This window comes from Nocardia sp. JW2, from assembly GCF_051843015.1.
GTDB lineage: Bacteria > Actinomycetota > Actinomycetes > Mycobacteriales > Mycobacteriaceae > Nocardia > Nocardia coubleae.
In genome coordinates, this window is record NZ_JBPXLK010000005.1 from 1 (window position 1) to 18,540 (window position 18,540).

Here is an 18,540-nt window from a genome sequence, read left to right on the forward strand (position 1 = left end):
GGCGCGAGTCTCGAGCGCTGTTCGCGCGGCCCTCCAGGGGCCGCGCTCGAGCGCGCCAGCGCTCCAAAAACACAGCCCAACACCTTTGTGGTGCACAAAACACCGCAGTGCTTCCATCCCGCCAGTACGGCAGTTACCCAACCGAAGTCAGGACGTAGCAGCCAGCAGATCAGCCACCGGCGTAGGCGCGGCCAACTTCGCCCGCAACTTCATCACCTGAGCAGTCATCCCCGCCCCGAGCACAGCGGTGAGAATCCCGTCCCTGGAGTAGTAGGCGAGAAACTTGTGCCCGTCCTCGGACACGACAGTGACCTCGTCAGCCGGATCAGGCGTACCGAGTGCCTGAATCTTGACGTCGTACTGATCACTCCAGAAGTACGGCACCCGCGCAGCCGTAGGCGCCGCACCCCCCAGCAGCGCGGTAACCACCAGCTTCGCCTGCTCCCCCGCACTGGTCCAATGCTCGACCCGCTTGCGAATGTCACCGTAACGCCAGGCAGCAACGTCACCGACGGCCCAGACGCCCTCAGCGGACGTACGCCCCAGCTCGTCGGCAAGCACACCCCCGCCCGCCGCCGGCTCGGCCAGTTCGATACCGGAACCGGCCAGCCAATCGGTGGCGGGCACAGACCCGATTCCGATGACCACCAGGTCGGCATCGATATCGGAACCGTCGCTGAGCAGCGCGCCGCGCACGTGCCCGTCGACGTCCACCCGAAGCGTGTCGACGCCGACGCCACAGTGCAGGTCGACCCCGTGGTCGCGGTGCATACGCGCCACGTACCCACCGATCCGCTCGCCGAGTACCGACGCGAGCGGAGCAGGCTGCGGTTCGACGAGGGTCACGTCCTTGCCCGCGGCGCGGAAGCTCGCGGCCAGTTCGCAGCCGATGAATCCGGCGCCGACGATGAGGGCGCGCTGGGCGGCGGCCAGGTCGGCGCGCAGGGATTCGGCGTCGTCGTGGGCGCGCAGCACGTGGACGCCCGTCACCTCCTCCACCCCGGGCAGGCGGCGGGGGCGCAGGCCCGTGGCGATGACGAGCTGGTCGTAGGCGATGGTGTCACCGTCGGCGAGGGTGAGGGTGCGCGCGGCGGTGTCGACTCGGGCGACAGCGGTGCCGAGGCGCAGCTCGATGTTCTTCTCGGCGAAGAACTCCGGCGGCCGCAGGGTGGTGTCGTCGGTCTCGCCACGCACGAACTGCTTGGACAGCGGTGGGCGATCGTACGGTGGCCGCGCCTCGTCCCCGACGAGCAGCACACCCCCTTCGTACCCGGCTCGGCGTAATTCCTCGGCGGTGCGCAGGCCTGCCAGGCCCGCTCCGACGATGACGATCGGCGCGCTCATATATTTCGTCCTTCCCTCTCGCTTGTTTGTACCAGTGCGCCGGTCGGGAGTGTGGTTCACGTCGCATTCGGGCAGCGATGTGATGCCACAGGCAATCGGAGCGTCGCCGATGGTTGCTTCGTCAGAGACCCACCGGAGCGGGTTCCGTGCTCTCCACATCCACTGGACGCGAGCGCAGAACGCGCAGCGCGACCAGCCCGAGGAGCGCGTGCAGCACGGCGGCGGCCGCGGCGACGACATGCAACCCGTCGACGAACGCCGATCGCGCGTTGGCGGCGGCGGCTGGAAGCAGGTCGGGTAGGTCGAGGGTTGCGCCGAGGGTGGGTGCCAGGTCCGGACCGCCGATGCGAAAGACGAGCGCGGCCAGGGAACCGAACAGGGCGATGCCGAGAGCATTGCCGAGTTCGTTGCCGGTTTCGGCGAGCGCGGCGGCCGACCCCGCGCGCTCGGGCGGGACCGCCGCGACCGCGATATCGGCGACCACGCTGAAGGAGATGCCGTAGCCGATGCCCGCCACGGCCGTCGCCGCGATGTACCAGCCCGCGCCGGTGCTCGTGCCGGTCGGCAGCAACAGCAGCAAACCCGCGACGATGGTGAAATGCGCAGTGACGAGCGCGGCCGACCGGCCGATCCGGGCGGCGATCGCCGGGGTGACGACGGCGGTGACGGTGAGGACGGCGGCCCCGGGAACCGCGAGCAGCGCGGCATCGGTGACGGTGAGGTCGAGCACGGACTGCAGATAGATGCCACCGAGATAGGCGGTGGCCGACCACGCCGCCAGCGGCAGGAAGCCGGTGACGATCGCGATCGTGAACACGCGGTTGCGGAACAACGCGAAGTCGATCAGCGGGTTCGCGATCCGACCCTGCCTGCGCCCGAACCAGCCGAGCAGCACCGCACCCACCAAGCCCGCGCCCGTAGCCGAAGTGGAAATACCTTCTGCCGCAGTGTATTTCACGGCGTACATGGCGAGCAACAGACCCGCCGCCGAGGTAGCGACGCTCGCCACGTCGATACGGCCGGCCACCGTGGCCCGCACTTCCCCGAGCAGGATCGGCGCGAACATCAGGAACAACAGCACAACCGGCACATTGATCAACAGGACCGAACCCCACCAGAACCGGCTCAGCAGCTGACCCGCGACGATCGGTCCGATCGCGAATCCGGCGGCGAACGTGGCCGCGAAGATACCGATGGCCTGTGCGCGGCGCCTCGGGTCGGTGAACAGGGTACCGAGCACGGCCAGCGCCGACGGCAACAGCGTCGCCCCGGCCACACCCATCAGCACGCGGAACGCGATCAGCGATTCGGGGCTGGTGGCGAAGGCCGCGCCCACCGAGCCGAGTCCGAACATCGCGGCGCCGATCAGCAGGAGCCGTTTGCGCCCGTAGCGGTCGCCGATGGTGCCGAAGGCGATGAGCAGGGAGCCGACGGCGAAGCCGTAACTGTCCAGGATCCACAGGCTCTGATCGGCGGACGGAGACAGCGCGCCGGTGATCGCGGGCATCGCAAGGAACAGCACCGAACCGTCCATCGCGACTAGCAGAACCGGACCGAGGACCACCAGCAGGCCCAGCCAGGCCCGCACGGGAGAAGCATTGTTCATGTCACCGAATCTGGGCCCTGGCGTGCACGGCAACCAGACCCGGCGATGGGTACACCTGGCAGGGATACCCACGAGCGCGCCGTGCTCCCTACGATCGGGAACATGGAGCTGGAAAGCCTCGGCGTATTCCTCAAAACCCGCCGCGACCGCATCACCCCAGCCGACCTCGAGCTGCGCACCTACGGCGCGACCCGCCGGGTGCCCGGGCTGCGCCGCGAAGAACTCGCGCAGCTGGCGGGCGTGAGCGCCGGCTACTACACCCGGCTCGAACAAGATCAGGCGGGCACGGCGTCACCGCAGGTCATCGATGCCCTCGCGCGGGTACTGCGCCTCGATGCCGCCGAAACCGCACACCTGCACAACCTGGCCGGACGACCGACCACACCACGACTCACCCGCGACGAACCCGAACGCGCCCACCCCCGCGTCCTCGCCCTACTCGACGCGCTCGGCGACACCATGCCCGCCCTCGTCCTCGGCAGGCGCGGCGACGTGCTCGCCTGGAACCACAGCGGACACGCACTCTTCGCCGAACACCTCGACTTCGCCGCCCCCGCCGACCCGGTCGAGCGCCCCTCGATCCCGCGCCAATTCTTCCTCGATCCGCTCACCAGGGACCTGCATCGCAACTGGGACGAACTCGCCCGCATTCACGTCGGCTACCTGCGGCTCACGGCGGGCCGCTACCCCACCGACGCACGCCTGGCCGAACTGATCGGCGAATTGTCCATGCGCAGTACGGAATTCGCGACACTGTGGGCCGAGGGCGAAGTCGCCGACTGCACCGTCGGCACGATGCGACTACAGCATCCGACGGTCGGCAGCGTGGATGTGGACTATCAGGTGTGGTTGCAGCCCGACAGCCCCGACCACCGGCTCGAGGTCTACACCGCCCGCAACGAGGCCTCCGCCGACGCCTTGCATCTGCTGCGCGGGGCACCGGCTGCGCGTCGGCCCACAAGGCAGACACCCGAAGACCAGGCCTTCACGGGCGAGCACAGCTGATCGAATAGCACGGGTGAGCTTCACCGCCCCGCGTGGTCGTCCAAAACGCGGCTGAGCAGACCGACGAGCTGGTCGCGTTCGCCCTCGGACAGCGCGCCGAGTAGTTCCTGCTGGGCGGCGCGCAGCTTGCCGTCGAGGTCGGCGAGGTGGGCGGCGCCTGACTCGGTGATCGTGACGATATTGCGGCGCCGGTCCTCGGGGTCGGGGCTGCGGTCGACGAAGCCGCGCCCGGCCAGGTCGTTGAGCGCACCGACGATATCGCTGCGGTCGATGCCGGTGCGCCTGCCCAGCTCGGCCTGGCTGGCGGGACCGAACTCGGCCAGGGTGGCCAGCAGCGCGAAGTGATGCCTGCGCGAGCCGGTGTCGGCGAGGGCGCGTTCGGCAGCCCGGTCGGCCAGCACCGCGACCTGGGTGAGCAGTCGAGTCGGCATCCCCCGCAGCTTCGCCGCCGCCTGCGCTCCCTTTTGTTCCATGACCTCATCGTATCAAGCACTTGTTGGTCACACCCACGAATGTTATCGTTGGCCGCACCTACATTGGTGATACCAACAATCAAGCCGAAGGCCGAGATCATGACCGAAATCCGTTACCTCCTGCCGATCCTCGCGCTGCCGACCGCGCTGCTCGCCACCGCCTGCACCGACTCCACCGACTCCACCGAGCAACGACTGCGTGAGCTGGAAGACCGCAACGAGATCCACGCCCTCATCGACAATCTCGCCGCAGCACTGGAAGAAGGACGATTCGATGCCTTCGCCACCACCTACACCGCCGACGTGACCGCCAAATCGCCCGGCGGGGAGGCCACCGGGCTCGACAAGGTCATCGCACTCGCCGGCCGCAATCACTCCGACCAGCAGCGCTCGCCGCACTACATCAGCAATGTGCGCATCGAACTCGCGGGCGATCGGGCGCAGGTCCGGGCGAACTCGCTGTTCGCGTTCGTTCCCAGCGCACCGACCCCCGGCCGGGTGGCCCCCGAACCGTTCTACGCCGGTGGCGGCACCTACCGATTCGATGCCGTGCGCACGCCCGACGGATGGCGATTCGCCCGCGTGGAAACCGCGCCCCTGTGGACGGTCGGCACCCTGGCGCCCTGAGTCGGTGGCGCCCGAGTAAACGCCACCGACATCCTGGTCAGCTGCCCGCGATGATCGACTTCGCGACCTCGGGTGGGACCGGGGCGTAGGAGTCGAACGTCATCGAGAAGTTCGCTCGGCCACGGGTTTTCGAGCGAAGATCGCCGATGTAGCCGAACATCTCCGACAGCGGGGTCAGCGCGCGGACGACGTGGGCGCCGCCGCGCTCGGCCAGCTCGGTGATCCGGCCACGCCGGGTGTTCAGATCACCGATCACCTCGCCGACGTACTGCTCGGGCGTGACGACCTCCACGGTCATCATGGGCTCGAGCAGCACCGGCTTCGCGCGCGCCACCGCCGCGCGCACCGCCGCCGCACCGGCCAGCCGGAACGCCAGATCCGAGGAATCCTGCACGTGGGCGGCGCCGTCGAGCAGCGTCACCAGCACGTTCACCAGGGGGAAGCCGGCGAGCGGGCCAACCGCGAGCGCGTCTTGCGCGCCCGCGTCGACCGCGGGGATGTACTCCCTCGGCACCCGCCCACCGGTGACCTGGTTGCGGAATTCGTAGACGGCGCCGTCGTCGGCCACGTGCGGGGCCAGCGCGATCGCCACCTTCGCGTACTGCCCGCGTCCACCCACCTGTTTGCGGTGGGTGTGCTCGAGCAGGTCGACGGGAGCGGTGACGGTCTCGCGGTAGGCCACACGTGGTTCGCCGATGGTCGCGTCCACCCGGAACTGTCGTTTCAGCCGGTCGACCAGGATTTCCAGATGCAGCTCGCCCATGCCGCCGATCACCGTCTGTCCGGTTTCGGCGTCGACGTGCACGGTGAACGTCGGGTCCTCGTCGGCCAGGCGGGCCAGGGCGGTGCCGAGCTTGTCCTGGTCGGCGCGAGTCCTCGGTTCGATCGAGAGCGACAGGACCGGGTCGGGGAAGGTCATCGACTCCAGCACGATCGGGTCGTGCCGATCGCACAGGGTGTCGCCGGTGCCGGTGGCTTTGAGGCCGATCACGGCACAGATCTGACCCGCCCGCACCCGATCGATCGCGATCTCGGTGCTCGCGTGCATCTGGAACAGTTTGCCCAGGCGCTCCTTTCGTCCGTTCGTCGAATTCAGCACGGTGGCACCGGGTTCGGCGGTGCCGGAATACACGCGCAGATACACCAGCGTCCCGAAGAACGGGTGCGCCGCGACCTTGAAGGCCAGGGCCGCGAACGGCTCGGCGATATCGGGTGCGCGATGCACGTGTGTTCCTTCCGTCGAGAAGCCGTGCACGGCAACGACGTCCACCGGCGACGGCAGGTAGTCGACGATGGCGTCCAACAGCGGTTGTACGCCGATATTGGCCAGCGCCGAACCGCACAGCACCGGGTAGGCCGTGGCGTCGAGCGTCATCCGCCGGATCGCGGCTTTGAGGACGTCGACGGCGATCGGCTTGCCGGACAGGTAGCTTTCCAGCACGTCGTCGTCGGCTTCGGCGACCGTCGCCAGCAGTGCTTCTCGATGCTGAATCGCCTTGGCCCGCAGCTGTTCCGGTATCTCGACGGTCTCGTAGCGGACACCGTTTCCGGTGTCGCCGCGCCACCGCATCGCGGTCATGTCGACCAGGTCGATCACGCCCTCGAAGGCACGTTCGGCACCGATCGGCAGCTGGATCACCAACGGGCGCACACCGAGTCGTTCCGCGATGGTCCGCACGGTGAAGGCGAAATCCGCACCGAGCTTGTCCATCTTGTTCACGAAACAGATCCGGGGCACACCGTAGGTGTCGGCCTGGCGCCACACCTGCTCCGACTGCGCCTCCACCCCCTCCTTGGCGTCGAACACCGCGACCGCGCCGTCGAGCACCCGCAGCGTGCGCTCCACCTCGGCGGTGAAGTCGACGTGGCCAGGGGTGTCGATGACGGTGATCTGGTGCTCGGCCCATTCGCAGGTGGTCGCCGCGGAGGTGATGGTGATGCCGTGCTCGCGCTCCTGCACCATGTGGTCCATCACGGCGGTACCGTCGTGCACCTCACCCAGGGTGCGAATCACGCCGGTATAGAACAGGATTCGTTCGGTGATCGTGGTCTTGCCCGCGTCGATGTGGGCGGCGATGCCGATATTGCGTAGGCGGGCGAGGTCGGTTCTGATCATGGGAGGCTCCCGGCCGAGTCGGTGTCAGAGATCGACGCTCGCCGGTGAGGCGCTCCGGGGACGGCACGGGCGTCGGGTCACGCGGCGTCGCCTCGGCGCCACACGGACCCGATGCGAACTAGAACCGCGACTGCGGACGTACCGTAAACATGGACTCTTTGTACGCGGCCCGGTCCGGGATTGTCGACAGATTTTCCGCGCGGGCATAAACGCAGGTGCACATCGGTTCGTCAGAACACACCGACAACAGGAGTGGCCCATGTCCGAACAGTTCGATCCGCACGCCCTGCTCGCCGAGGCGAAGATCGGTGTCCTCGCCACGATCAAAGCCGATGGCAGGCCCCAGCTTTCACCGGTCACCCCCTACTACGACCGCGAGGCGGGCGTCATCTACGTCTCGATGACCGAAGGCCGCGCCAAGACCGCGAACCTGCGCCGCGACCCACGCGCCGCCCTCGAAGTGGGCAGCGCCGACGGCTGGTCCTGGGCAACCGCCGAAGGCACCGCCCACCTCACCGGCCCCGGCACCGACCCGAACGGCCCCGAGGTGGAAGCCCTCGTCGCCTACTACCGCGCCGCCGCGGGCGAGCACCCGGACTGGGACGAATACCGCGAGGTGATGGTCTCCGACCGCCGCGTCCTGATGACGATGACCGTCGAACACGTCTACGGAGCCAAGGTCCGCTGATCCGTGCGCTCTCAGTGATCTGCCAAAGTCGACCGGTACCGTCGAAACCCGCACACTCTCGTAAAAGATCAGGGGCGGGTATATGTTTCAGAATCCGATGTTCCGGCGCGGCATGCGCGTGTTCAATGCGGTGGTCGTCTTCTTCACCAAGGCGCCGGTCCTGCGCAGGTACCTCGGCAGATCCTTCGCCGAGATCAGCTACGTCGGGCGGCGCTCGGGGCGGACGTTCAGCACTCCGGTGAACTACCGGCTCTCCGGCGACGAGTACGTCATCGGTGCCGTCATGCCGGATCAGAAGACCTGGTGGCGCAACTTCCTCGGTGCGGGCAGGCCCCTCACCCTGCGCATCGACGGCGTGGACCACCACGGACATGCGATCGCGCACCGGGACACGCGAGGGCGGGTCACGGTGCGGATGCGCCCCGACGCCTGATCCTTATGTGGCCGAAAGGAATTCGGTGATCTCGGGGGCGAAGCGTTTGTGCTTGATCGCGCCCATGTGGGTGGTGTCCGGGTAGAGGACGAGACGGGCGTTCGGAATGCCGTCGGCGGTCTGGTGGAAGATCGACTGGGGGTAGAACTCGTCGCGTTCGCCGCCGATCACCAGGGTGGGGGCGGTGATGTCGGTGAGGCGGTCGGTGACGTCGAAGGCGTCTTCGGCGCGGACGAAGGCGAGGGTGTCGGCGGGGTTCTTCGGGCGCATCAGCGGGTCGGCGAGCCAGGCCACCGCACCGACCAGGCGAGCCTTCACCGGCGACTCGATACCGACGGTCGCCATGTGCTGGAGTGCGCGTTTGCCTTCGGCGGCGGCCGTCGCGTATTTCAGCTGCGAGGCCCGAGCGGGCTCGGGCAGCCGGCACCCCGACGACGCGATCACCAGCCTGCGCACCGCCGACGGATGATCGGCGGCCAATTGCAGTGCCACCGACCCGCCCGAAGAAATCCCCAGCACATCGACGGGCTCCGCGAATTCGTCCCGCAAAGCCTCCGCGTGGTCGCGCGCGATATCGGCCATCGACGTCCCCTCCGCCATCCCCGGCGCCCGATTCACCGCATACACCCGGAAGTTCCTGGCCAGCGGTGCCAGCGTTTTCACCTCACTGGCCCGCATCCACCCGCTCGGGTTCGTGTGATCCGGCGTGAACCACCGCAGGAACACCAACGGCCGCCCCTCCCCGAACGCGAAATACGGCAACCCGTGCCCGAGCTCCCCCTCGACAACCTCGAACCCCTTCACCACAACCACGCCGCCTCCATTCACCGGAACACCTGAACCAGAAACGCTACCCACCACCGCCCCCCTGAGCGATGACCCCAAAGGTAGTGCCCCCGGAAACGCCGAACGGCGCCGCTCCCGAAGGAGCGACGCCGTTGCGGTGTCAGTTGAGTCAGAGACTCACTTGATGATCTTCGTGACGCGACCGGCGCCGACGGTGCGGCCACCCTCGCGGATCGCGAAGCGCAGGCCCTCGTCCATGGCGACCGGCTGGATCAGCTTGACGGACATCTCGGTGTTGTCACCGGGCATGACCATCTCGGTGCCCTCGGGGAGGGTCACAACGCCCGTCACGTCCGTGGTACGGAAGTAGAACTGCGGGCGGTAGTTGTTGAAGAACGGGGTGTGGCGACCGCCCTCGTCCTTCGACAGGATGTACGCCTGGCCCTCGAACTCCGTGTGGGGAGTGGTGGTGCCCGGCTTCACGACGACCTGGCCACGCTCGACATCTTCGCGCTTGATGCCACGAACCAGCAGACCGACGTTGTCGCCGGCCTGGCCCTGGTCGAGCAGCTTGCGGAACATCTCGATACCGGTGACGGTGGTCTTGGTGCTCTTCTCGCGGATGCCGACGATCTCGACTTCCTCGTTCACGTTGATGATGCCGCGCTCGACACGACCGGTGACGACGGTGCCACGACCGGTGATGGTGAACACGTCCTCGACCGGCATCAGGAACGGGAGCTCGGTCTCACGGACCGGGTCCGGGATCGAGTCGTCGACGGCCTTCATCAGCTCGACGATGGACTCGGCCCACTTCTCGTCACCCTCGAGGGCCTTGAGGCCGGAGACGCGCACGACGGGGGCATCCTCGTCGAACTCCTGCGACGCCAGCAGCTCGCGGACCTCCATCTCGACGAGCTCGAGGATTTCCTCGTCGTCGACCATGTCCGACTTGTTCAGCGCGACCAGGATGTAGGGCACGCCGACCTGACGGGCGAGCAGCACGTGCTCGCGGGTCTGCGGCATCGGGCCGTCGGTGGCGGCGACCACGAGGATGGCACCGTCCATCTGGGCCGCACCGGTGATCATGTTCTTGATGTAGTCGGCGTGACCCGGGGCGTCGACGTGCGCGTAGTGGCGCTTTTCGGTCTGGTACTCGACGTGGGAGATGTTGATCGTGATACCACGAGCCTTCTCCTCCGGCGCCTTGTCGATCTGGTCGAAAGCGAAGCTCTCGTTCAGGTCCGGGTACTTGTCGGCGAGCACCTTGGTGATGGCCGCAGTCAGCGTGGTCTTGCCATGGTCGACGTGACCGATGGTGCCGATGTTGACGTGGGGCTTCGTCCGCTCGAACTTCGCCTTCGCCACTGTTGTCCTCCTGGACTAGTTAGTGCGTGCTTTTTTGCAGCAGTGCGGTTAATAAGGGGGGTCGTGCTGACGCCCGGTTGCCGCGGCCAAGCGTACAAGGCCGCGGCAAGCGAATTACTCGCCGGTCGCCTTGGCGATGATCTCCTTGGACACGTTGGCCGGAACCTCCGCGTACTGGGCGAACACCATGGAGTAGTTCGCGCGACCCTGGGTCTTCGACCGCAGGTCACCGATGTAGCCGAACATCTCCGAGAGCGGAACCAGCGCCTTGACGACACGGGCACCACTGCGTTCCTCCATGGCCTGGATCTGGCCACGGCGGGAGTTGAGGTCGCCGATCACTTCACCCATGTAATCCTCGGGTGTGATGACCTCCACCGCCATGAGCGGCTCGAGAATCACCGGACCGGCCTTACGGGCCGCTTCCTTCAGGGCCTGCGAACCCGCGATCTTGAACGCCATCTCCGAGGAGTCGACGTCGTGGTACGCGCCGTCGAGCAGGGTGACCTTCAGGTTCACCAGCGGGTAGCCGGCGAGCACGCCGTACTGCATGGCGTCCTGGGCACCCGCGTCGACCGACGGGATGTACTCACGGGGCACGCGACCGCCGGAGACCTTGTTCTCGAACTCGTAGTGCGCACCGTCTTCGCCGACGAAGGGCTCGACCGCGATGATGACCTTCGCGAACTGGCCGGAGCCACCCGTCTGCTTCTTGTGCGTGAACTCGAGCTTCTCGACCGGCTTGGTGATCGTCTCGCGGTAGGCCACCTGCGGCTTACCGACGTTCGCCTCGACCTTGAACTCGCGCTTCATGCGGTCGACGAGGATGTCGAGGTGGAGCTCACCCATACCGCCGATGACGGTTTGGCCGGTCTCCTGGTCGAGCTTCACCGAGAACGTCGGATCCTCGCGCGCCAGCTTCTGGATCGCGGTGCCGAGCTTCTCCTGGTCGGACTTGGTCTTGGGCTCGATGGAGACCTCGATGACCGGGTCCGGGAACGTCATCGACTCGAGGACGACCTGGTTCTGCGGATCCGAGAGGGTGTCACCGGTGGTGGTGTCCTTCAGACCGATCACGGCGTAGATGTGACCCGCCGAAGCGGTGGTCACCGGGTTCTCCTTGTTGGAGTGCATCTGGAACAGCTTGCCCAGACGCTCCTTCTTGCCCTTGGTCGAGTTCACGACCTGCGAGCCGGAGTCCACCTTGCCCGAGTACACGCGGATGTAGGTGAGCTCACCGAAGAACGGGTGCACCGCGATCTTGAACGCCAGAGCCGAGAACGGCTCGTCGACGTTCGGCTTGCGGGTCAGGATCTCGTCTTCCTTGCCGGGCACGTGGCCGGTGGTGGCCTCGACGTCCAGCGGGGAAGGCAGGTAATCGATGACCGCGTCGAGCATGGGCTGCACGCCCTTGTTCTTGAACGCGGAACCGCACAGCACCGGGTACAGCTCGGAGTTGACGGTCATCTTGCGGATGGCGCCCTTGATCTCCTCGACGGAGAGCTCCTCGCCACCGAAGAACTTCTCGAGCAGCGCCTCGTCGGACTCGGCGACGGTCTCGAGCAGCTCCTGGCGGTACTGCTCGGCCTTGTCCTTGAGGTCGGCCGGGATCTCGACGACTTCGTACTCTTCGCCGAGCTTGGTCTCGCCCTTCCAGACCTTGGCGTTGTTCTCGACCAGGTCGACGATGCCCTCGAAGTCGTTCTCGGCACCGATCGGCAGCTGGATGACCAGCGGCTTGGCACCGAGACGGTCCTTGATGGTCTGCACGGTGAAGTAGAAATCAGCGCCGAGCTTGTCCATCTTGTTCACGAAGCAGATACGCGGCACGTCGTACTTGTCGGCCTGACGCCACACCTGCTCGGACTGGGGCTCGACACCCTCTTTGCCGTCGAACACCGCGACCGCACCATCGAGCACGCGCAGCGAACGCTCCACCTCGACGGTGAAGTCGACGTGCCCGGGGGTGTCGATGATGTTGATCTGGTTGTCTTTCCAGAAGCAGGTGGTAGCGGCGGAGGTGATGGTGATACCACGCTCCTGCTCCTGCTCCATCCAGTCCATCGTGGCCGCGCCGTCGTGAACTTCACCGATCTTGTACGTGATGCCGGTGTAGAACAGGATGCGTTCGGTCGTGGTGGTCTTGCCCGCATCGATGTGGGCCATGATGCCGATGTTGCGGACCTTGTTCAGGTCGGTGAGCACGTCCTGTGCCACGAAATTCTCCCTTTTAAGTGACGGGCCGGACTATCACCAGCGGTAGTGCGCGAAGGCCCGGTTCGACTCGGCCATCTTGTGGGTGTCCTCGCGACGCTTCACCGCGGCACCGAGGCCGTTGCTCGCGTCGAGGAGCTCGTGGGCGAGACGCTCGATCATCGTCTTCTCACGACGGGCGCGGGAGTAGCTGACCAGCCAGCGCAGCGCCAGGGTGTTGGCGCGGCCCGGACGGACCTCGACCGGCACCTGGTAGGTGGCGCCACCGACGCGGCGGGGCTTCACCTCGAGGGCGGGCTTGACGTTGTCGAGCGCGCGCTTGAGGGTGACGACCGGATCGGTGCCGGTCTTCTCGCGCGCCTGCTCGAGGGCACCGTAGACGATGCGCTCGGCCGTCGACTTCTTGCCGTCCAGCAGAATCTTGTTGACCAGCTGAGTGACCAGCGGGGACCCGTAGACCGGGTCGTTGATCAGCGGACGCTTGGGTGCGGGGCCCTTGCGTGGCATATCAGCTCTTCTCCTTCTTGGCGCCGTAGCGGCTGCGGGCCTGCTTGCGGTTCTTCACACCCTGGGTGTCCAGCGAGCCACGGATGATCTTGTAGCGGACACCCGGGAGGTCCTTCACACGACCGCCGCGGACGAGCACCATGGAGTGCTCCTGCAGGTTGTGGCCTTCACCGGGGATGTACGCCGTGACCTCGATCGCGCTGGTCAGGCGAACGCGCGCGACCTTACGGAGCGCGGAGTTCGGCTTCTTGGGGGTGGTGGTGTACACGCGAGTGCACACGCCACGACGCTGCGGGCTCCCCTTCAGGGCCGCAGTCTTGGTCTTGGTGACCTTGTCGCGGCGACCCTTGCGGACCAGCTGGTTGATGGTTGGCATAGACCGGCTTTCCTTATTGGTGATTGCGGTAGCGGAACACGTGTCTTCAGTTCATCGAGCTTTCACTCGCACGTCCGACCGTGTTTCCGTTTACCCGCGGTCGGGCGTGTCGCGCGCAGCTCAGGGCCCTTTTTCTGGGCACGCTGGAACGTATCAGCCGCTCTCGCTGGCCTACGTTCACGCACGAACTTGCCCGTAGCAATCCGGGCACAGCGGTCCACGATACGCGCCCGCCCGAACCGGGGTCAAAGCGGGGTCGTGCGTCAAGGCTTCTACCTGGCCAGATCCAAGGTCAGCTCCACCAGCTTCTGCGCTCCCGCGCACGGATCCGGGTGGGCCGAGCCCGGCCGGTAGTTGATCCACCAGCCGATGACCCCGACATCGGCGGCCGGCGCGGTGACTCCGCAGGAGTCGTCGTCGCCCGGCCTGCGCACCTGCAGGGCCCTGCGACCCTGCACCGTGATGTCACCGGTGAGGTACCCCAACTTCTCGTTGGTGGTCTTCTCGTTGTTCAGCGTACCCATCTCGTACCAGTTGAGGGTGGCCATGGCCGAGCCGCCCGGTGCGTCGTCGATGTCCCACATGCAGACGGCGCCGCTGAAGGAGGTGGTGACGCTGAGCGCGTTGCCGACGATCTCACCGATCTTCGCGGGTTCGACGACCTCGCATTCGCGCAGCAGCTTGTCGAAATCGGTGTTCACCGACTCGCCGCCGCCACCGCCGCCCGCCGGGCGCGCGTTGCCCTCGACCTTCTCACCGCAGCCCGCGAGGGTGACGGTGAGCAGCAGCGCCGCCGCGGCGGTCGCGATCCTGGTGGCACTCATCCCAGCCGTCCTACCGTGAGCTCGGCCAGTTTCCGTGTGCGGTCGCACGGGTTACCGCCCGTGGCGAAAGTGCCGGTGGAGATGGACCATTCGAAGAAGTCGTCGTCGAGTTGCACCGCGAAGTCGCAGACGGTCCCCTGCGGGTCGAGCGCCTGAAAACCGGGTCGACCGGCCACATCGATCGACTCCGGGTTGCGGCCGACGCTGGACACCCAGGCCTTCTCGCGTTCGATCGGGCTGCCGCGATAGGACGCGAATGTCACGCTCGGGGCGAACAATCCGGCCGACTGCCAGTTGCAGCCGGTCGAGTTCTTGTACACCCGCGCGATCTGGGACAGGCCCGCCAGCTCGCGCACCTCGTCGTCGGTGACGTGCCCGCACTCGCCGACGAACGGGCCGAGTGAGGCCACCTTCGGTGGTGGCCGATTCGGGCCCGCCGGCGAATCGGAGTCGCCCCCCGATCCGCACGACGACAGCACGACAGCCAGGGCCATGCCGGTGATGATCGCCGAGGGGATCCGCATGCCATGAACTGTAGTGCGTGCGCGGACGCACTCACAGGTTCCCGCGGGCCGCCTGCTCGCGTTCGATGGCTTGGAAAAGGGCTTTGAAATTGCCTTTTCCGAAGCCGAGTGAGCCGTGTCGCTCGATGAGTTCGAAGAACACCGTTGGACGGTCGGTGATCGGGCGGGTGAAGATCTGCAGTAGGTAGCCGTCTTCGTCGCGGTCGACGAGAATGCCGCGCCGCTGCAGTTCCTCGACGGGGACGCGGACATGGCCGATGCGGGCGCGCAGTTCGGGGTCCTCGTAATACGTGTCGGGGGTCGGCAGGAATTCGACGCCCGCGGCGCGCAGGGCGTCGACGGTGGCGAGGATGTCGCCGGTGGCCAGGGCGATGTGCTGCACGCCCGGTCCGCGATAGAACTCGAGGTACTCATCGATCTGGGAACGTTTGCGGCCGACGGCCGGTTCGTTGAGCGGGAACTTCACGCGGTGGTTGCCGTTGGCGACGACCTTGCTCATCAGCGCGGAGTACTCGGTGGCGATGTCGTCGCCGACGAATTCGGCCATGTTCGTGAAACCCATGACGCGGCGGTAGAAGTCGACCCAGCGGTCCATCATGCCCAGTTCCACATTGCCGACCACATGGTCGATGGCCTGGAACAGGCGCGGACCGTTGCGAAGGGTCGAGGTGCGTGCGATATAGCCGGGCAGATAGGGGCCCGCGTAGGCGGAGCGATCGATGAGGGTGTGCCTGGTCTCGCCGTAGGTGGCAAGGGCGGCGGAGCGGACGGTGCCGAATTCGTCGCTGTCGTCGTGTGGTTCGACCAGGATCGTCGCGCCGTGCTCGCGCGCCCAGGTGACGCACCGGTCCACGTCGGGGACCTCGAGGGCGATGTCGACCACGCCGTCGCCGTGCCGATCGTGATGGGCGACCAGCGGACTGTCCGGATCGACCGCGCCCTTGACCACGAACCGCGCTCCCCCGCTGCGCAGCACGTAGGCCTTGTGGTCGCGGTTGCCGGTCTCGGGGCCGGAGTAGGCCTCGAGCCGCATCCCGAAGGCCGATTGCAGGAAGTGCGCGCACTGGGTGGCGTTGCCGACAACCCACACCAGCGCGTCCCAACCGGTGACAGGGAACGGATCGACACTGTCGTCGTGCTCGATCAGCCCGACGAGCTGCTGCTCAATGGTCATGACCTAGGAAAACGCGCCACCCGTGAGCTAGGCAACAACACGGCTCGCGCCTGGTCATGCTGACCAAAGTTGATACCTCACGCTGCCGGATGGTGGACAATTTGAATAGCACCCGAGGACGGAGGTCTGGCATGCGCACACCCGCGAAACTGGACGAACTCGACCTGGCGATCCTGTCGGCCATGCACGAGTTCCAGAAGGCCGGAATCCTGGAACTCTCGCGGCGCACGAAGGTGGCCCGCGCGACGGTGCAGGCCAGGATCAACCGGATGGAGGAAGCCGGGGTGATCGCCTCCTACGACCCCCAGATCGATGTCACCGCAGCGGGTTTCGATGTGCAGGCGTTCGTCACCCTGGAGATCGCCCAGGGCGCGCTCGACACCCTCACCGCCGAACTCGACGCGATCCCCGGCGTGCTCGAGGCCTACGCGACCACGGGTTCCGGTGACGTGCTCTGCCGCATCGGTGCCGACTCACACGCCGGTCTACAGGCCGTGCTGCTCAGCATCGACCGGACGAGCGCGGTGGTGCGGTCGCACAGCGTGATCGTGCTGTCGACGGTGATCGAACGGCGCACGCTCCCCTTGCTGCGCACGCTGACACCCGCCGGCACCGCGAAGGCGCCCGCTTATCGGGACCGGCGTGTCAGCCCGCCGGGTACCCGCGCCACGGACCGGTAGGAAGTACGCGAAAACCTCTGGCGCCGTGACCGACCAGGGCCATCGAGCGTGACACCCGCTTCGGCACCGGCTCAGGCAAGCCGGTGCCGGGCGAGGCGCGTCAGTGGCGGTCGAGGCGCGTCATCAGGCCGTGGACATGCGCCTCGGCGGCAATGCGGGCCGATTCGGGGTGGCCTGATTCCAGGGCTTCGAGGATGCGGCGGTGCTCGCGCAGGGCCACGCGACGGTTGCGCGCCGAGCACCACAGATCGCCTCGGTAGAGGTGTGCCTGGGCTTCCAGGCGCGCCAATTCGTCGGCTAGACAGGTATTTCCGGCCGCGTCCCGGATGAAGCTGTGGAATTCCAGGTCGAGCTGGGCGTCGCGGGCCGCGTCGGTGGCGTCGTCCAGGTTGGTTTCCTGGGCGGCGATGACGGCCGCGAGTTTGTCGAGGTCCGCTTCGGTGAGGCGGGTGGCGGCCGTGGCGGCGGCCAGGCCGTCGAGGACGGCGCGGACCGCGAGTACCTCACGGATGCGTTCGTCGTCGACGGCGGCCACCTTCGCGCCCGCGTGCGGTGTGCTCACCGCGAGACCCTCGTAGATGAGCTGCTGCACGGCCTCGCGCACCGGGCTGCGGCTCACCCCGAGCCGAGTCGCCAGCGCGGGCACGCTGAGCGGGCTGCCCGGGGCGAGTTCGCCGGAAAGGACAAGCTGCCTGATCCGGCGATGCACCGACGGGCCGAGCAGTGAGGTGCCGTCGCCACGCTCCGCTTCCGCCTCCGGGCGCTGACCGCTCATGCCGTGTCCCTTCCGTTGTCTGCGCCGATTATCCCTGCGGCCGGTAGTTGGCTCGCACACGCTGGGTGAGGAAATCGGCCGCGGTGACCGGTGGGTATTTGCCGCCGGGGCCCTGGATGATCGCGTCGCGGTCGGCCTGGGCGAAGTAGGCGATGCTGTAGCGCTCGCCCTGGTATTCGCCCTCGCCGGGGCTGCGGACGCGGTGGAAGTTCGACGGCAGCAGGTCGTCGCTCCAGCGGGTGAGCATGTCGCCGATATTGCAGGTGATCAGGCTCGAGGACGGGGTGATGGAGGTCCATTCCTGTTCGGCCATCTCCTTGCCGGGGCATACTTGCAGCCCGCCTTGGCCGTCGCGCTGGAAAAGCAGGGTGAGGCAGTCGAAGTCGGTGTGCGCGCCTGCCCGCCAGCGGCCGGGAACGCCGCGCAGTTCCTCGGGCACCGCGAAGTAGTGCAGCAATCGCAGTGCGCTCTGGTAGTCCGGCGATGCGGGATCGTGTGCGGTGGTGAAGTGTTCGCGCGCAAGTCCGAGCCGGTCGGCGAAGCAGGACAGCACCCGCATCGCCACTTCCCAGGCCCGATGCTCGAAATCCAGGACACGCGAACGGAATCCGGGCAGCTCGGTCTCGCTCGGCCAGAGCCCGTCCATGTGCGGCCGGGTGACCTGATACGACTCCTTCTGATCGGGCACTCCGATGGACGGGCGCACCTGACTCATGCTCTCCCAGCCGGCGTTGTGTTCCTTCACCAGCGGATATTGGCCTTTGATCTCCTCCGGCAAGGCGAAGAACTCCGCTGTGGCGCCGAACATCTCGTCGATCAGAGGTTGTGGGATGCCGTGCCCGGAGAGCTGGAAGAAGCCGATCTCGGTGGCCGCCGCCCACAGTTGGTCGGTGATCTCGGCGCGGCGATTCTCGAAATCGGTGAGGTCGACGACGCGGATCTCACGGGCGGTTTCCCTGCCGAGGCCGCCCATCCGCTTCTCGCGCGAGACCTCGGACAGGTCGTAGCTGGTGCTCATGG

General features: G+C 67.0%; 19 protein-coding genes. 5 read left to right on the forward strand and 14 right to left on the reverse strand.

Features of this window, described 5'->3' with window-relative positions; translation table 11 throughout:
• Positions 1–147: 147 nt before the first annotated feature.
• A complete protein-coding gene (locus tag ACSVDM_RS09235; protein WP_439264025.1) occupies positions 148–1,344 on the reverse strand; it encodes an NAD(P)/FAD-dependent oxidoreductase in 1,197 nt (398 codons plus the stop codon).
• A gap of 121 nt (positions 1,345–1,465) precedes the next feature.
• Positions 1,466–2,950, reverse strand: coding sequence for an MFS transporter (locus tag ACSVDM_RS09240; RefSeq protein WP_439264026.1), 1,485 nt, complete (start codon positions 2,948–2,950; stop codon positions 1,466–1,468).
• Between the two features lie 102 nt (positions 2,951–3,052).
• Between ACSVDM_RS09240 and ACSVDM_RS09245 the strand changes: the two genes are divergently transcribed.
• Positions 3,053–3,955, forward strand: coding sequence for a helix-turn-helix transcriptional regulator (locus ACSVDM_RS09245; protein WP_439264027.1), 903 nt, complete (start codon positions 3,053–3,055; stop codon positions 3,953–3,955).
• A gap of 20 nt (positions 3,956–3,975) precedes the next feature.
• Here the strand turns inward: ACSVDM_RS09245 and ACSVDM_RS09250 are convergent, their stop codons facing one another.
• Positions 3,976–4,428, reverse strand: coding sequence for a MarR family winged helix-turn-helix transcriptional regulator (locus tag ACSVDM_RS09250; protein WP_439264028.1), 453 nt, complete (start codon positions 4,426–4,428; stop codon positions 3,976–3,978).
• A 99-nt stretch (positions 4,429–4,527) separates the two neighbouring features.
• On the opposite strand from ACSVDM_RS09250, the gene ACSVDM_RS09255 reads away from it, so the two are divergent.
• Entirely contained in the window at positions 4,528–5,055 is a 528-nt protein-coding gene (locus tag ACSVDM_RS09255; RefSeq protein ID WP_439264029.1) for a nuclear transport factor 2 family protein, read from the forward strand.
• Between the two features lie 37 nt (positions 5,056–5,092).
• Here the strand turns inward: ACSVDM_RS09255 and fusA (ACSVDM_RS09260) are convergent, their stop codons facing one another.
• Positions 5,093–7,171, reverse strand: a complete 2,079-nt coding sequence (fusA, locus tag ACSVDM_RS09260; RefSeq protein WP_439264030.1) for an elongation factor G — start codon at positions 7,169–7,171, stop codon at positions 5,093–5,095.
• A gap of 259 nt (positions 7,172–7,430) precedes the next feature.
• Here fusA (ACSVDM_RS09260) and ACSVDM_RS09265 point away from each other — a divergent pair, with 259 nt between their 5' ends.
• Both ACSVDM_RS09265 and ACSVDM_RS09270 read left to right on the forward strand, forming a co-directional pair.
• Positions 7,431–7,859 carry a PPOX class F420-dependent oxidoreductase gene (locus tag ACSVDM_RS09265; RefSeq protein ID WP_439264031.1) on the forward strand — a complete coding sequence of 143 codons (429 nt, stop codon included), beginning with the start codon at positions 7,431–7,433 and terminating at the stop codon, positions 7,857–7,859.
• An 82-nt stretch (positions 7,860–7,941) separates the two neighbouring features.
• Positions 7,942–8,292, forward strand: a complete 351-nt coding sequence (locus ACSVDM_RS09270; protein ID WP_439264032.1) for a hypothetical protein — start codon at positions 7,942–7,944, stop codon at positions 8,290–8,292.
• Between the two features lie 3 nt (positions 8,293–8,295).
• Here ACSVDM_RS09270 and ACSVDM_RS09275 read toward each other — a convergent pair whose 3' ends face one another.
• The 8 genes from ACSVDM_RS09275 to hppD form a co-directional block, all read right to left on the reverse strand.
• Positions 8,296–9,105, reverse strand: a complete 810-nt coding sequence (locus tag ACSVDM_RS09275; RefSeq protein WP_439264033.1) for an alpha/beta fold hydrolase — start codon at positions 9,103–9,105, stop codon at positions 8,296–8,298.
• A gap of 150 nt (positions 9,106–9,255) precedes the next feature.
• Positions 9,256–10,446, reverse strand: a complete 1,191-nt coding sequence (gene tuf / locus ACSVDM_RS09280; protein WP_067485177.1) for an elongation factor Tu — start codon at positions 10,444–10,446, stop codon at positions 9,256–9,258.
• A gap of 114 nt (positions 10,447–10,560) precedes the next feature.
• Positions 10,561–12,663, reverse strand: coding sequence for an elongation factor G (gene fusA / locus ACSVDM_RS09285; protein ID WP_067485174.1), 2,103 nt, complete (start codon positions 12,661–12,663; stop codon positions 10,561–10,563).
• Positions 12,664–12,696: 33 nt separating this feature from the next.
• Positions 12,697–13,167, reverse strand: a complete 471-nt coding sequence (gene rpsG / locus ACSVDM_RS09290) for a 30S ribosomal protein S7 (RefSeq protein WP_067485171.1) — start codon at positions 13,165–13,167, stop codon at positions 12,697–12,699.
• Position 13,168: 1 nt separating this feature from the next.
• Positions 13,169–13,543: a 30S ribosomal protein S12 gene (rpsL, locus tag ACSVDM_RS09295; RefSeq protein WP_056814220.1), complete on the reverse strand. Its 375-nt coding sequence runs from the start codon at positions 13,541–13,543 to the stop codon at positions 13,169–13,171.
• A gap of 272 nt (positions 13,544–13,815) precedes the next feature.
• A complete protein-coding gene (locus tag ACSVDM_RS09300; protein WP_439264034.1) occupies positions 13,816–14,367 on the reverse strand; it encodes a DUF3558 domain-containing protein in 552 nt (183 codons plus the stop codon).
• Positions 14,364–14,891: a DUF3558 domain-containing protein gene (locus ACSVDM_RS09305; RefSeq protein ID WP_067485165.1), complete on the reverse strand. Its 528-nt coding sequence runs from the start codon at positions 14,889–14,891 to the stop codon at positions 14,364–14,366. Before ACSVDM_RS09305 ends, ACSVDM_RS09300 begins: the two co-directional genes overlap by 4 nt.
• 31 nt (positions 14,892–14,922) lie before the next feature.
• Positions 14,923–16,065, reverse strand: a complete 1,143-nt coding sequence (hppD, locus tag ACSVDM_RS09310; protein WP_439264035.1) for a 4-hydroxyphenylpyruvate dioxygenase — start codon at positions 16,063–16,065, stop codon at positions 14,923–14,925.
• A 131-nt stretch (positions 16,066–16,196) separates the two neighbouring features.
• On the opposite strand from hppD, the gene ACSVDM_RS09315 reads away from it, so the two are divergent.
• Positions 16,197–16,745, forward strand: a complete 549-nt coding sequence (locus ACSVDM_RS09315; protein ID WP_067641846.1) for an Lrp/AsnC family transcriptional regulator — start codon at positions 16,197–16,199, stop codon at positions 16,743–16,745.
• A 100-nt stretch (positions 16,746–16,845) separates the two neighbouring features.
• Here the strand turns inward: ACSVDM_RS09315 and ACSVDM_RS09320 are convergent, their stop codons facing one another.
• Positions 16,846–17,520, reverse strand: coding sequence for a GntR family transcriptional regulator (locus ACSVDM_RS09320; protein WP_439264036.1), 675 nt, complete (start codon positions 17,518–17,520; stop codon positions 16,846–16,848).
• 28 nt (positions 17,521–17,548) lie between these two features.
• The gene (locus ACSVDM_RS09325) at positions 17,549–18,538 is read right to left on the reverse strand and encodes an isopenicillin N synthase family dioxygenase (RefSeq protein WP_439264037.1); all 990 of its coding nucleotides are present in this window, start codon (positions 18,536–18,538) and stop codon (positions 17,549–17,551) included.
• Positions 18,539–18,540 lie beyond the last annotated feature (2 nt).